Origin of the sequence: Arthrobacter sp. 260, from assembly GCF_013116745.1 — a bacterium.
Classification (GTDB): Bacteria; Actinomycetota; Actinomycetes; order Actinomycetales; family Micrococcaceae; genus Arthrobacter_D.
This window is the reverse complement of the sequence record NZ_JABFOE010000008.1, coordinates 69,999-84,898: the sequence shown is the minus strand read 5'-3', so window position 1 is coordinate 84,898 and position 14,900 is coordinate 69,999. Positions and strand designations below refer to the sequence as shown.

Sequence of the window (14,900 nt, the reverse complement as noted above, 5' to 3'; positions counted from 1 at the left end):
GTTGAAGCTGATCTGTTACAGCTGCTGGTAGTGCTCTGAGAGTCTTGCCAGTCCCTCATCGAGTGACACTCCGGGCGTCCAGCCAAGCAGGTCGCGGGTCCGTCGTTGATCGAACCAGTGGGCCGTGGAGAGTTGCTCCGCCAGAAAGCGGGTCATCGGTGGTTCCCCGTCGGCGCCGCTCCGCTGCCACACAAACTCAACCAGGGACCCGGCTACCCGTGCCACCCTTCCGGGAACGCTCCAGCGCGGCGGGCGAACCCCACCAGCCTCGCAGATGCCTGCGATCAGTTCACCGATGGGCCGGGGCTCTCCGTTGGTGACCACGACCGCTAAGCCCGCCACCTGATCCATCCGGGCGAGGGCCGCGCCAATCGCTTCCGCTGCATTGTCGACGTAGGTGGTATCGACGAGTGCGGTGCCAGCGTCCAGGACTGGAAGACGTCCCGCCCGTGCCCGCTGCAAGACCCGTTCGACCAGTTGGGTATCCCCTGGCCCCCACACGATATGTGGTCTGACAGCCGCGACACGGAAACTGTCACTGTTTGCCGCCAGCGCGATGAGCTCTGCCTTGGCCTTCGTCTGGGCGTAGTGGCCCAACACCTTCTCTGGCGTGGCATCGGTGGCAGCCTGCCCCACGATCGAGGTGCCCACGTGCGCCACCGAAGGGGAGGAAATGAACACGAAGTCCCTGACCCCTGCTGTCCGTGCCGCATCTAACAGGCATCGGGTGCCCTCTACATTGACCGCTTCGAAGTCAGCTGCCGCTCCAGCAAACGAGACTTTGGCTGCCAGATGCACCACAGCATCCATGCCCAGGACCGCCCGCTCGACGGCTGCCGGCTCGGTGATCGATCCCAGGCTGTCCTCAACCCCTGTCAGCCCTGATGGACGCCGTTGAAAGGTGTGCACCTCATGGCCTTGCGCCCTGAGTAGCTCGGCGGTCACCCGGCCCAGCATCCCGCTGGCACCGGTCACCAGAACCCTCACAGTTTGCTGATCTTTCCGCCAGCCAGCACGCCGGTTGCCCACTGCGCCACGGCGGTCCGGTCAATCTTGGCATTGTGCCGGATATCAGTGGGCAGGGCGGGAACAACCAGCACCGCTGACAGTTCCGCGCCTGCGGAGCGCGCGGCGCTGCGTGCTGCGGACGCCAGAGATGCCGGTGCGAGCCCTGGTTTCGCCGTTGCCGGGGTGGTCTCGACCACTGCGACCACCGCCTGGGTACCAGCTGGTCCCACGCCGACCACCGCTGCGAGCCCGACGGCGTCGACCGCCTCAAGTGCCTGTTCCACACCCACCGGGGTGAGTACGCCGGCGGCCGGGGTGACCAGATGCGGAAGCCGTCCCTCGACCCAGAGCCGGCCATTGCCGTCGAAGTGGCCGATGTCGCCAGTGCGGTGCCAGCCACCGGTCCGCGAGCTTTCGCTCTCGGTGAGCCACAGCCGATGGTAGCGGTCTTTCACATGGGGAGCATCGATGAGGATCTCTCCGGTCACCCCCGCCTCAGTAGTGGGGGCGCCGTCGGCGGTCCCCGCCCGGTTGAGGGGACTGACAGTGATCCGTGCGCCCGCGACCGCCCGGCCCACGCAGACACCGTTCCCGGCGCCGATGACGTTCCCGGCTGCAGCGTCAGCTTCGGCCGAGAGAATCACCCCGAGATCGACGTCGGTAACAGGCAACGCTTCGGTCATCCCGTAGGGCGTGTGCAGCGAGGCCGCAGGAAGAATCCCCAGCAGCTCGGTCAGCAGCCGCGAGGGGACGGGAGCGCCGGCTGAGAGCAGCAGTGAAACCCCTGCCAATGCCTTCCGGCCGGCATCGGTCAGCTCACCTTGAGTCGTCAGAATGTTCCGTAGTGCTGCGGGGGAGGCGAACACGGTGGTCGCCTCGATGGCGGCGACGGCATCGGCGAGGGCCGACGCTGAAAGGGTCTTAGGTCTGGTGACGTCCATGTCGGGCGTGATCGACGTCGTCCCGAGGGCTGGACCCAGCAGTGCGAAGGGTGCGAAGCCCGCCACCAGTCCGTCACCGGGGCGGATGTCGAAGGTTTCTGCAACGGTATCCCGCATGGCGGCGAGCCGGCGGTGGGTGTACACGACACCCTTGGCCGGGCCGGTGGATCCGGAGGTGAACAGAATGGCGGCGTCGGCATCAGGATCAAGGACGTCAGGGTCAAGGACTGCAGGATCGAGGACTGCAGGATTGGGAACGTCCGCTGGTCCCGTGTCGCCGGAGGCGGCCGTCGTCTTACCCAGGCGAAGCTCGGCGAGTGAGGACTCCACCCCGAGGAGCCTCCGTTTGGCGGCGGGCAGCGTTGCAACGCTGATGCGACGGCCGGGCCAGGAAAACAGCTTCGCCGCAGTGAGCGCCAGGTCGATGCCGATCAGGAACTCCGGCACCGTGCCGCGAACAGCCTTGCTGAGGCCCTTTCGGCCCAGACCGGCGTCGGCGACGATGATCACGGCGCCGATCCGCAGGCAGGCGTAGAGGAGTACCGTGAGCTCCACCCCGGGCGGAACCATCAGGCTTACCCGGCTGCCGCGGCGCAAACCGATCCGTCGCAGCGCGTCGGCGAGCGAACTGACCTCGCGTTCGAGATCACGCCAGGACAGGGACCGGCCGATCCGGCCATCCGCGCCCATATCGGCAACGGCCAGCTGGTCGGCGTCGGGACCCTGCGCGCGCTGGGTCAGCTCATGCTCCAGCGGGGTGAACGGCGCGGTGGTGTCGGTTTCCAGGGCGCTGGCTGCTGGGGCGCCAGGAGCAGTGGCATCACCGTCCGGGGATCCGGGAGACGACGTCGCGGCTGACGTTTTCAGGGCGCCGTCGAGCCACCGGAACAGGGGGCCGGCGATGTCCCGGTCCTCGCCCACGAGGTGGCTGGCACCCTCGAACCGGTGGATATCGGCCTGCGGGAGCCGTGCCGCGAGGTCGTTGAGGTAGGTGTCCGAGAAGATCGGGTCCTCGGGTCCCCACAGCATCAGCGCGGGTACGTCGAGGGTACGGATGCCCTCGGCGATGTTCCGGAGCGCCGGGTAGCTGGGGTGTGACGGGCTGGCGGGAATATCGGCAACGAAGTCCGCAATACCCTGGCGTCGGGCGCCACCTCGGTAGGGCAGCAGGAACGCCTTCCGCACCTCCTTGGGCAGCGCGGGCCGGGCCAGCGCGTGGGTGACGTCCAGGAATGCCGACGTGTCCTTCGTCCCCCACCGGTGCACCAGTGGGTGGAGCGCCAATCGCAGGGGAGCAGGGATCGCACGGTTGGGATCCTGGTGGATCGCTGTGTTGGTGAGCACGACGGCGTCCACGAGGTCGCGGCGCTGGTGGGCGAAGCCGAGGCTGACGACACCGCCCCAGTCGTGGCCCACGGTGATGACCGGTCCGGTCAGGTCCATGGACCCGACGAAATCGTTGAGGTCCTGCACCCGGTCCGCGAGCCGCCGGAACCGGCCGGTGCGTTCGGACAGGCCCATGTTCAGCTGGTCGACGGCGATCACCCGCCAGCCGTGCTGAGCCCCTGCGGCGAGCACGCTCCGCCAGAGGTAAGACCAGGTGGGGTTCCCGTGCACGCAGAGCAGGGTGCCGCGGGGCGGCCCGGTGAGCTGTGCCTCATTGTCCAGGTAATGCCAGCTGTTGGTGGTTCCCGCTGGGTCTACTGCCGCATGGGAGGGGACGTCTCGGTAGGCCGGCCACGAGGGGTCGACGCCGGGAAGTGCTACCACGCAATCTCCAGCATCGCGGTGTTCAACCCGGATCCGACGCCCATGCAGAGCACCCGGTCACCGGAGGTCAGCGTCTGGGCTTCAGCGGCCAGGGTCATGGGCAGTGACGCCGGGCCCACGTTGCCCCACTTCTGGAAGGTCATGGGCACCCGGGACGGATCAAGGTCAATTGCCTCGACGATCGCGTTGGTGTGGGTGCTGCTCACCTGGTGGGTGATGTACCGGTCCATTTTGGTCCAGTTCCACTCCTCCTGGGCTTCATTCCACGCATCAACCACCAGTTCGAGGCCGCCGTCCAGCAGTCCCTGCGCATCCGTGTACATGCCGTCGATCCCGCCGACACACAGTTCATGATGCTCGGTTCCGGCCCGTGCCACGCCGCCCAGGACGCGGTGGGCGCCGGGGTGGGCATCAGCAGGGCCGAGCACTGCGGCTGCCGCGCCGGACCCGAGGGTGAGGGTGGCAAATTCCTGGAGGAAGCTGGCCCGCGTGGCCTCCGGCGAGTTCAGTCGCCTCAGGGTGGCTTCCTGGGTGGCCTGGGAGTCTTCACCGTTGACCACCATCGCGTACTGGATCTGTCCGGCCTCGATCATGTTCGCGGCCAGGGTGATCCCGTTGACGAACCCGAGGCACGCGTTGGCGACGTCAAAGTTCATTGCCGAGGAGGGCAGGCCGAGCCCGTTGTGGATCTTCACTGCAACCGAAGGTTCCAGGTTGGTCCGGGTGACCGAGGTGTTGATCAGGAGGCCGATCTGCGACGCCTCGATGCCCGAGGACGCCAGCGCTTTCGCTCCCGCCTCGATGGCGGCGTCGTCGAACCGGGTGCCGGGTGCCCACCAGCGGCGTTCGGTGATCCCCGCCACTCGTTGAAGCAGCCCGGAGGAGAGTCGGAGGCGCTTAAGCGCCGGAGCCAGTACACGGTCGAATTCGTTGGAGGTGACGATGACCGGAGCCTCAACACTTTCGACGCCCAGAAGCGCGGTGTTGTGGTGTCGGAAGTTGAAATTGCCGGTCAAATTTCCTGCCTTGTCGACTGTTCAGTGCGCCTCGATAACCTGCGCTGGATGGCCCTGAGGGCACTCGGACGCACAAACGAATCTAACGATTCGTTATAAAGCCTACTTGGTGTAGCTTTCCAAGGACCGCATCGAACGTGAATTACGCGGTCCGTGAACCAGCACAATGCTGCTGTACAGGTCCCGAACGCAGTAGATTGGGGGAAACCGACATCTTCTGGAGACCCTGAGAACTGTGCATCTGAAAAGTCTAACCGTGCGCGGCTTCAAGTCCTTCGCCTCCGCGACGACGTTCGACTTCGAGCCGGGCGTGACGGCAGTGGTGGGTCCCAACGGCTCGGGGAAATCCAACGTGGTCGATGCCCTCGCCTGGGTGATGGGTGAGCAGGGGGCCAAGACCCTTCGCGGCGGCAAGATGGAGGACGTCATCTTCGCCGGGACATCCGGCCGCCCGCCGCTCGGCAGGGCCCAGGTCTCCCTGACCATCGACAACGCCGACGGCGCCCTACCCATCGAATACGCCGAAGTCACCATCTCCCGCACCCTGTTCCGGACCGGTGGGTCCGAGTACGCGATCAACGGCAGCACCTGCCGGCTCCTCGACATCCAGGAACTGCTCTCGGATTCCGGGCTGGGCCGGGAAATGCATGTGATCGTGGGTCAGGGGCAACTGGACAAGGTGTTGCACGCCACCCCGGAGGACCGCCGCGGCTTCATCGAGGAAGCGGCCGGCATCCTGAAACACCGGCGGCGCCGTGAAAAGACGGTGCGCAAGCTGGAGGCCATGCAGGCTAACCTGACCCGGCTGACCGACCTCACCGGTGAAATCCGCCGCCAGCTCACTCCCCTGGGGAAACAGGCCGACGTCGCCCGCCGTGCCAAGACCGTCCAGTTCGACGTCCGGGATGCCCGCGCCCGGCTCATGGCCGACGACCTGGTCCAGCTGATGAGCTCGTTCGAGCAGGAGGTGGCTGACGAGACAGCGCTCAAGGAACGCCGTGCCGACGTCGAGAAACTCCTGGCCGCCGGCCGTTCCCGGCAGGCGGATCTTGAGCGGCTCGCCGCCGAGGCGACGCCGCGGCTGAACACCGCCAGGGACACCTGGTACCAGCTAGCCAGTACCCGGGAACGGTTCAGGTCGCTGGGGAGCCTCGCCGACGAACGCACCCGGCTGTTGGGCAGCGGCGCCGAGGACGACGCCTCACGGACCGGCGGCAGGACCCCTGACGAGCTGGATCAGCAGGCAGCCCGGGTACGCGCCGAAGAAGCTACGCTGCGCACGGAGGTTGAGGATCGGCGGGAAGCCCTTGAGACGGCGGTTGAGTTGCGCGGCGACGCCGAGGAGGCGGCAGCGCTGGAGGACAAACGCCTCACCGGGCTGCTCCGGGCAGCGGCCGACCGGCGTGAGGGCCTGGCCAAGCTCACCGGTCAGGTGGGGGCGGTCAGGTCGCGGGTGGAATCGGCGGAAGCGGAGCTGGGCAGGCTCCGGGCCTCGGTGGCCGACGTCGACGTGCGCCGCGCAGCAGCCCAGCAGGAGTTTGCCGCTCTGGAGGTCCAGGTGGCTGGCGCCGAGGAGGGCGAGGAGAACCTCGACGAATCCTATGAGACGGCCAGCGCCGCCCTGGCGGCCGTCCAGGGCGAGCTGGAGGACCTGACGGAGCAGGAACGCGCGGCAGACCGCGAGCGTGAATCGCTCCAGGCCCGCCGGGAGGCCCTGCAGACCGGGCTGCAACGCCGCGACGGCAGCCAGGCGGTGCTCGACGCAGGCCTGGACGGCGTACTCGCTGCCGTTACGGAGCTGATTACCGTTCGGCAGGGGTATGAGACAGCCATTGCAGCGGCGCTCGGCCCCGCAGCGGAAGCGGTCGCTGTCCACGATTTGCAGTCAGCCGACCTCGTGTTGCGGCGGGTGATCGACGACGACGCCGGGCAAGTTGCGCTGCTCATCGCCGGAGGGACTGATGCTAGCGGAGTGTCTGCGACGGTGGGGAGTTCCGATGGATCGAAAGTCGAAACCACCCGAGTTCCTGCTGAGGGACTTCCTCCGGGTGCTGCGTGGGCGGGTGACCTGGTGCGGTGCGACGCACGGGTGGCCGACGTCGTCAGGACACTGCTGGCCCAGAGCGTTGTTGTCGACCTCCTTGGTGAGGCATTCGACCTGGTGGAGTCGCGCCCCCACCTGACCGCTGTGACCCGTGACGGGCATGTCGTCACCGTGGCCTCCGTCCGGGGCGGCTCGGCCGCGGAGCCGGGAGTACTGGAAATTCAGGCGGCAGTTGACGAGACCACCGGACGGCTGGAAGCGGCCGCCAACCGGATGGAGCGGGCACGGTTCGAAATGGCTGGGGCCTCGTCGCGGCTCCAGGACGCACAGGCGGCTGCCGACGCGGCGCTGGAGCAGCTCCACGAATCGGATGCACGACTGGCGGCTGTCGCCGAGAAGCTGGGCCAGCTGGGCTCCGTGGTGCGCTCCGCGGCAGGGGAGACTGAACGGTTGACCCGACTGGCTGACGCCGCCGCCGCCAACCTCGCCGCCGAACAGGACCGGTTGCGCGAGGTCACCCAGCGGCTCGCGGCCGCCCAGGACCTCCCTGCCGAGACCGAGCCGTCGACCGAGCACCGGGACCTGCTCGCGCTCGGTGCCGCACAGGCACGGCAGGCCGAAATGGACGCCCGGCTGTCGCTGCGGAGCGCGGAGGAGCAGCTCCGTGCCATCGCCAACCGGGCGGCGTCACTGGAGCGGGCGGCAATCGCCGAACGGCAGGCGCGGGTGCAGGCTGCGGAGCGGGCACGGATCCGCCGGGTTCAGGCCCGTCGGGCGGCCGCCGTCGGGCAGGCGGCCCGCAGCGCGCTGGCCTACCTCGACGTCTCGGTGGATCAGGCGGCACGCCACCGCGACGCCGCCGAGGAGTTGCGCGCCCAGTGGGATGCCGAACTCGGCGGGGTCAGGACCGGCAATGACCGGCTGGTAGCCGAATTGGCGGAACTGACCGACTCGGTACACCGCGACGAGTTGGCTCGCGCCCAGCAGCAGGCCCGCATCGAGACGCTGGAGAACCGGTCAATCGACGAGTTGGGGCTGACCGCCGATCACCTCGTCGCCGAGTACGGCCCGGACATCCCGGTACCCATACCTGCCGCCGCCGCTGATAAGTGGGCGGAGCTTCGTGCCCCAGTGGACAACGACGGCAATCCGGTGCCCGCCGGGGTGCCGTTTGTCCGCGAGGAGCAGGAGAAACGGCTCAAGCGCGCCGAGAAGGACCTCGCGTCACTGGGCAAGGTCAACCCGCTGGCCTTGGAGGAGTTCGCCGCACTGGAGGAACGCCATCAGTTCCTGAGCACCCAGCTCGAAGACCTCAAGGCGACCCGGAAAGACCTGCTGGACATCATCAGGGAAGTGGATGAGCGGGTGGAGCAGGTGTTCACCGCGGCCTACCGGGACACAGCGGTTCAGTTTGAACGGGTGTTTGGCCGGCTGTTCCCCGGTGGGGAGGGACGGCTGGTCCTCACCGACCCGGAGAACATGCTCACCACCGGCATTGAGGTGGAGGCCCGGCCCGCCGGTAAACGGATCAAGCGGCTCTCCCTGCTCTCTGGGGGAGAGCGCTCGCTGACCGCCGTCGCGCTGCTGGTGGCGATTTTCAAGGCGCGGCCATCGCCGTTCTATGTGATGGACGAGGTGGAGGCTGCGCTCGACGACACCAACCTCGGCCGGTTGATCACCCTGTTCGAGGAGCTTCGCGAATCCAGTCAGCTCATCATCATCACTCACCAGAAACGGACCATGGAGGTGGCGGACGCGCTGTACGGCGTGACGATGCGGGGCGACGGCGTTTCCACAGTCATCAGCCAGCGGCTGGTGGAAGCCTAGGCGGTTCGTTCGGGAAGTGTTTCGCGGGCACCCAGCCACACCAGGAACGCCGCGAAGGCTATGGCACCGGTCAGAGCGAACGCCCACCCGAAGGACAGCGCGTCCACCAGGAGCCCGGCAATAATCGGGCCGATGATCGCGCCGGTGTCGGCACTCATCTGGAAGGCAGCAAGCACCTTCCCGCCGCTGCGCTGGTTCCCAATCACATCGGCGATCACTGCCTGTTGGGCGGGGTTGAGCAGCCCGGCGCCCAGCCCGGCAACGACAGAGACGGCAAGGAACATCACCAGGTCGGTGGTGAATCCCAGAGTCGCCATGGCCAGACCATTCACCACCAATCCGGTCAGGACCATGGGCTTCCGGCCCCATTGGTCGGCTAGCCGACCGGAGAAGGTCAGCGCCAGCGCGGTACCTGCGGCAAAGAAGGTGAGCGCAACGCCGGCCATTTCCGGGCCCTCCCCAAGGACGGCCACCACAAACAGTGGAACCAGCGCCATCCGCACACCGAACGAGGACCAGCCATTGGCGAATCCCGACGCGAGGGCAGCCCGATAGGCAGAATCGCCGAGGGCTTCGCGAACCGTCAGTACCGGCAGCGGAGCGGCGTTGGCCGCCTTGTCGCGGAGGGCCGAGTCGCGCAGTTTGATGAACACCACTGCCGCCGCGATGATGAGCGCACCCGCATAGACGAGGAACGGGACCCGCAGGCCGAACACCACGAGCAGCCCGCCGATCAGCGGGCCGAAGATGCTGCCAAGCAGAAACGCCGAGGCATACGTACCGGACACCCGGCCACGCAGACCGGGTGGTGCCAAGCGAACGATCAGGCCCATCGCGGAAACGGTGAACATGGTGGAACCGATGCCTCCCAGCCCGCGGAAGATCAACAGCTGCCAGTAGTCGGCCGCAAAGGCACAGGCACCCGTCGAGAGGGCCACGATCAGCAGACCGGACACGTAGACCGGCCGCTCGCCGAGCCGTTCAACGAGCTTGCCGCCCGCCGGTGCAAAGACCAGCCGGGTGAACGCGAAGGCGCTCACGATGATTGCCGACGCTGTGACGCCGAGATCGAGGCGTGCCACGATGGGCGGCAGGTCGAAACTCTGCGCGAACTGTGGCAGGACCGGGGCCACCAATCCAAAACCGATGGCGATGACGAAAGCCGCCGCAATCAGAACCCAGATTTCCTGCGGGATTTTGATGCGTTCGGGGGGGTCGACAGCGGGCGTACCGGTGGCTGGTGAGCGTCTGAGGCTGAACATGATGCGTTCAGTCTTTCACCAGTTCCGCCCGGGCAGCGCCAGACGCGTATGAGAAGCTAGGTCTGTGAACGAGACGACGCTCCAGATAGTAATTTACGTAGCCATTTCTCTCGCGGTCATCGGCTCACTTGCCGTGCTGCTGCTGAAGGGACGGAAAACACCGCCGGGTACCTACACCAGTACCCGCGACGACGACGACCGGGTTGCCAGCGGCACCGCGGGAACCTCCACCGACACGTTGGAACGGCCGACCGGCACAGCCGACGATGTCATTGTTCCTGACGATCTGCGCGACCTCGACGAAACCACCATCGGCACCGAAACGGTGCCGGTCGAAACCCCCGCCGAGGTGCAGGGCCGCCTGGCCCGCCTCCGTGCCCGGCTGATCCGTTCGAACAACGCACTCGGCAAGGGCCTGCTCGCCCTGCTGTCCCGCGACAACATCGATGAGGACGTCTGGGACGAGATCGAAGAGACCCTGCTGCTCGCCGACCTGGGCACCGAGCCCACAATGGAACTGGTGGACGCGCTCCGCGCCCGGGTGAAGGTGGCAGGCAGCCGCAGCCCCGCCGAGGTCAAGGACATGCTTCGGGAGGAGCTGATCAAGCTCGTCGATCCCACCATGGATCGGTCCCTCGCAACCGACCGGCACGCAGACCGCCCCGCAGTGGTGCTCGTGGTCGGCGTCAATGGCGTCGGAAAGACCACCACCGTCGGCAAGCTGGCCCGGGTGCTGGTTGCCGATGACAAGGACGTCCTGCTCGGCGCAGCTGATACCTTCCGCGCCGCAGCCGCTGAGCAGCTGGCCACCTGGGGGCAGCGCGTGGGGGTCCCTACGGTCAGGTCCGACGTCGACGGCGCCGACCCCGCGTCGGTTGCCTACGAGGCAGTCAAGGCCGGGATCGACGGCGAGGTGGATGTTGTCATGATCGACACCGCAGGTCGCCTGCAGAACAAGGTTGGCCTGATGGACGAACTCGGCAAGGTCAAGCGGGTCATCGAGAAACTGGCCACCGTTGACGAGGTGCTGCTGGTGCTCGATGCCACCACCGGGCAGAACGGCCTCAACCAGGCCCGGGTGTTCGCCGAAGTGGTCAATGTGACAGGCATTGTCCTGACCAAGCTCGACGGCACCGCCAAGGGCGGCATCGTCGTCGCGATCCAGCGCAGCCTCGGGGTGCCGGTCAAACTGGTGGGTCTCGGCGAGGGCGCCGACGACCTGGCACTGTTCGAGGCCGAGTCCTTCGTGGACGCGATCCTCAACTAGCTGAACCCAACGCAGAAGCGGCGCCCCACGATGCATCGTGGGGCGCCGCTTTGCGTTCAGGCTAAGAGGTGCTGGGTTAGAACGTGAAGGTAAGTACCGACACGGTGCCCGCCGTCACCGGAAGCTCCACCGACTCTGCTCCCGGAACGAAACCGGGAACGGCTGGACGGTCGGCCGCGGGCACCGGTGGGGCGGGCTGCCCGTCGATGACCGTGGCATCCTCGGCACCGTAGGACGGCCCCGCGAGCTGGGTCATCGCGCTGGTGCGGGCCCCTGCGGGCAGCTGCACCGTGACGTCGGTCTGGGCACTGACCTCGGGGTCATTCTGGTTCACGAGCACCACGCTGATGCTGCCGTCCTCGTGCTCGATCGCGTAGCTGTACGCCAGCCCACCGCCGTCGACGGTGTTCTGCAGGAACGCTCCCGGTGGCAGTTCGGCAACCATCGACAGCCCGTAGTAGTTGGCCCGCTCGTTGAAGGTCGCATCCGGCTGCAGGTACGGCCCGCCGGAGCAGATGGCGGACATGGGGGGTCCGCCCACGCAGGTCAACAGCGAGCTGTGGAAGCTCAGCCGGGCAATCCCGATTTCGGCGGCGCTCAGCGCATAGTCGACGCTCCAGAGTGCCGACGCATGCGTCTTGGTGGTCTCGTTGGATCCGGGGCAGGCCGAAATGCCGGTCTCGGGGATCCACGTTTCCAGTCCCGCCTCTTTGGCCGGAGCCATGGCAGCGTCGCGGTAGTTCTGCGCCCGGTCATGAATTGGCCCGGCCATCAGGTTTTCCATGATGGGCTCGCCCAGGGGGTCGTTAGCGCCGTCGCACTGGGAGAGCGGGTAGTGGTGGAAGGAGAGGATCTTCTCCTGCGGTAGGTCGGCCTGCGCGAACGGCTCCCACCAGGCTTCGGCGTAGGTGCCCGGGCCGACGATCCGAACCTCCGGTGCCACGGCGTACATAGCTTCCGCGTATGCCGAGAGCTCGGTCAGGTAGTCGGAGATCCCCCAGCTGGATGGCCGGAGGCCGTTGGTGGGGTACCCGTTGGGTTCATTGCCCACCGTGATGCCCACCAGCCGGTCCCCGAAGATCTCGCTGGCGTACCGGGTCATGTCAGCGGCGCGTGCGGGATCATAGTTGCCCAGGTCCACGGTGAGGCTGATCGTGGCGTCGGCTGCTTCGAGGAGCCTGTTCACGCGCTCCAGGTCAGCCGGGCCAGCGGCCCGCACCGGGTGGGCGTCGTCGCCGGAGAGGTTCCCGGGGATGGGCTCATCGGTTGACGTCCAGAAGAACCGCCGGTCGACGGCGTTCCCTCCGAAGCGCAGCATCGGCCGTCCCAGCCCGGTCAGGCTGCTCACGATCTCCTCGTTGTCCCCGGACATCCGCGGGTCGGCGAGGTCGGTGGCTTCAAGGGACAGGCCGATCAGGTTCGAGGGCAGCTCAGTTCCGGTTGGTTCGGCCGAGACAGCGATGGTCATCGGTTCCACGGCCTCCAGCGGTGAGCCGTCCGGGGGCCCTGCCTGTTCGTAGAACGCCGTGGGCGCCGCGGGCAGCGGGTCTGTGGGTTCAGGAGCGGGCTCGGTAGTGGGCGCAGGCGCGGTGGTCGCGGCGGGTGCGCTGGACGTCGTCGTCGTTGACGGCGACGGCGACGCCGAGATGCTGGGGGTCGCAGCCGGTTCGTCGTTGCCGGTGAGTGCAGTAATGCCCACCCCGGCGCCGATCAGCACGACGACGGTCGCCAAGCCGGCGGCAATCATGACCCGCGGAGTCGGCCGGGTGCGTGCCGCAGCAGGCTGGCTAGTGTCCTCGGGTAGGGGGTCGGGAGTGGGGCGAGAGGGGTGGTCGGACATTATTCTCCATCGTTGTCAGCTCCAAGCAAGTCTAGCCAGCCCACGACTCGCTCTCCGGACACCTCCCAGGTGCATTCCGTATTACTCTCCGATCGCGGCCGAGTCCAGTTAAGGGGGCAAAATCAGGTGCGGTTAACACAGCTGAAACATATCCGTCATGCACTCTTTACCAACGTGCGAGTTCTGTAACCTGCGCGCAATCAATTGGCTCACGGGCCCGAAACACAGCGCGTGCAGACTTTTGATTGCGGGAACTGCCCGCCACTCGCGAGAGGATGTGACGATGGATCTGACAGCAGGTCACGTCTGGGTTTTGGTTTCGGCCGCTATGGTGCTTCTGATGACACCGGGGCTGGCATTTTTCTACGGCGGCATGACGCGCGCCAAGGCCGCACTGAACATGATGATGATGAGTTTCATCGCCGTCGGTTTGGTCGGCATAGTTTGGGTTCTCTGGGGATACTCGATGACCGGGGGCGACGGGGTCGCCCAGCTGTTCGGTAACCCCTTCGCTTCCTTCGGTCTCGAAGGACTGATCGGCACAGAGGACATGATCGGCGCCGGCTACGGCGTCACGTTCGCCATCATCACCGTCGCCCTGATCAGCGGCGCCATCGCCGACCGGGCGAAGTTCGGTGCCTGGTCGCTGTTCGTCCCTATCTGGGTCACCCTGGTCTACTGCCCGCTGGCTTTCATGGTCTGGGGTGGCGGCCTGCTGAGCGCTGATGGCGCTGTCGGCGGCGCCGTGGGCGAGGCAATCGACTTCGCCGGTGGCACAGTGGTCCACATCAGCGCTGGCGTTGCGGCGCTCGTGCTGGCCATCATTCTCGGCAAGCGTCAGGGCTTCGGCAAGGACCCGGCGCAGCGCCCCCACAACGTTCCCCTGGTGATGCTCGGTGCAGCACTGCTGTGGTTCGGCTGGTTCGGCTTCAACGGTGGCGCCGCTGGTACCGCCGAGGAAGCTGGCCTCATCTGGATCAACACCATGGCAGCTCCCGCCGCAGCAATGGTCGGCTGGCTGGTCCTGGAACGCTTCCGCGATGGCCGACCCACCTCGCTCGGTGCGGCGTCGGGTATCGTCGCCGGCCTGGTCGCCATCACCCCGGCCTGCGCCAACGTCAGCCCCATTGGTGCTATCGGTCTCGGTCTCGTGGCTGGTGCACTCTGCGCCCTGGCGGTTGGCCTCAAGTACAAGCTGGGCTTCGATGACTCGCTCGACGTCGTCGCGGTGCACCTGGTCGCCGGCACTGTCGGCACCATTGCGCTCGGCTTCATCGCCATGCCGGTTGACGGCGAGGGCGGTGGCCTCTTCTACGGCGCCGGCGGCGGCCAGCTGCTGGCACAGGTTGTCTCGGTCCTGGTGGCCATCACGCTCTCCGCTGTGATGACGGCGATCATCGGCCTGGCCATCCACAAGACCATCGGATTCCGGATCACTGCCGACAACGAGGTATCAGGTGTCGACCTGTCGGAGCACGCTGAGACGGCCTACGAGTTCGGCGGCCTCGGTGTCGGCGGACAGTTCCACCCCACTAACAACGTTGCAGCCAAGGACAGTGTGTCGGAAAAGGTGAACTCATGAAGCTGGTAACAGCAATCGTCCGCCCGGATAAGCTCGACGGCGTCCGCGGGGCTCTGGAAACGTACGGCGTCCAGGGACTCACTGTCAGCGGGGCCAGCGGCTACGGAAGACAACGCGGCCACACCGAGGTTTACCGTGGTGCTGAATACACGGTGGACCTGCTGCAGAAGATTCGCGTGGAAGTCCTCGTGGCGGACGCCTGGGTCACCGACATCGTCGATGTCCTGGTCTCAACAGCCAACACCGGACGGGCCGGCGACGGCAAGGTCTGGGTTATCCCGGTGGAGGACGCCGTCCGCGTCCGCACCGGAGAACGCGGCGACGCCGCGCTCTAGCCCGCCCC

9 protein-coding genes are annotated in these 14,900 nt (G+C 66.8%); 4 read left to right on the top strand and 5 right to left on the bottom strand.

The window, feature by feature from the left end; genetic code table 11:
• Positions 1-15: 15 nt before the first annotated feature.
• Genes HMI57_RS10720 through HMI57_RS10710 form a run of 3 tightly spaced genes read right to left on the bottom strand, consistent with a single transcriptional unit; the run spans position 16 to position 4,735 of the window.
• The gene (locus HMI57_RS10720) at positions 16-987 is read right to left on the bottom strand and encodes an NAD-dependent epimerase/dehydratase family protein (RefSeq protein WP_171586009.1); all 972 of its coding nucleotides are present in this window, start codon (positions 985-987) and stop codon (positions 16-18) included.
• On the bottom strand, positions 984-3,719 hold the full coding sequence (locus HMI57_RS10715) for an alpha/beta fold hydrolase (protein ID WP_171586008.1): 2,736 nt from the start codon (positions 3,717-3,719) through the stop codon (positions 984-986). The genes HMI57_RS10720 and HMI57_RS10715 overlap by 4 nt, the downstream gene beginning before the upstream one ends.
• Positions 3,713-4,735 (bottom strand): 3-oxoacyl-ACP synthase III, encoded by a 1,023-nt coding sequence (locus HMI57_RS10710; protein WP_171586007.1) that lies wholly within the window; start codon positions 4,733-4,735, stop codon positions 3,713-3,715. Before HMI57_RS10710 ends, HMI57_RS10715 begins: the two co-directional genes overlap by 7 nt.
• Before the next feature lie 235 nt (positions 4,736-4,970).
• Between HMI57_RS10710 and smc the strand changes: the two genes are divergently transcribed.
• Positions 4,971-8,606, top strand: coding sequence for a chromosome segregation protein SMC (smc, locus tag HMI57_RS10705; protein ID WP_171586006.1), 3,636 nt, complete (start codon positions 4,971-4,973; stop codon positions 8,604-8,606).
• Here smc and HMI57_RS10700 read toward each other — a convergent pair.
• Positions 8,603-9,868: an MFS transporter gene (locus tag HMI57_RS10700; protein WP_171586005.1), complete on the bottom strand. Its 1,266-nt coding sequence runs from the start codon at positions 9,866-9,868 to the stop codon at positions 8,603-8,605. The genes smc and HMI57_RS10700 overlap by 4 nt on opposite strands.
• A gap of 64 nt (positions 9,869-9,932) precedes the next feature.
• Here HMI57_RS10700 and ftsY point away from each other — a divergent pair, with 64 nt between their 5' ends.
• Positions 9,933-11,135: a signal recognition particle-docking protein FtsY gene (gene ftsY / locus HMI57_RS10695; RefSeq protein ID WP_171586004.1), complete on the top strand. Its 1,203-nt coding sequence runs from the start codon at positions 9,933-9,935 to the stop codon at positions 11,133-11,135.
• 76 nt (positions 11,136-11,211) lie between these two features.
• Here ftsY and HMI57_RS10690 read toward each other — a convergent pair whose 3' ends face one another.
• Positions 11,212-12,975 carry a hypothetical protein gene (locus HMI57_RS10690; RefSeq protein WP_171586003.1) on the bottom strand — a complete coding sequence of 588 codons (1,764 nt, stop codon included), beginning with the start codon at positions 12,973-12,975 and terminating at the stop codon, positions 11,212-11,214.
• Positions 12,976-13,258: 283 nt separating this feature from the next.
• On the opposite strand from HMI57_RS10690, the gene HMI57_RS10685 reads away from it, so the two are divergent.
• Both HMI57_RS10685 and HMI57_RS10680 read left to right on the top strand, forming a co-directional pair.
• Complete coding sequence (locus HMI57_RS10685; RefSeq protein ID WP_171586002.1) at positions 13,259-14,557, top strand: ammonium transporter; 1,299 nt, start codon at positions 13,259-13,261, stop codon at positions 14,555-14,557.
• Entirely contained in the window at positions 14,554-14,892 is a 339-nt protein-coding gene (locus HMI57_RS10680) for a P-II family nitrogen regulator (RefSeq protein WP_019482927.1), read from the top strand. The genes HMI57_RS10685 and HMI57_RS10680 overlap by 4 nt, the downstream gene beginning before the upstream one ends.
• Positions 14,893-14,900: the final 8 nt, after the last annotated feature.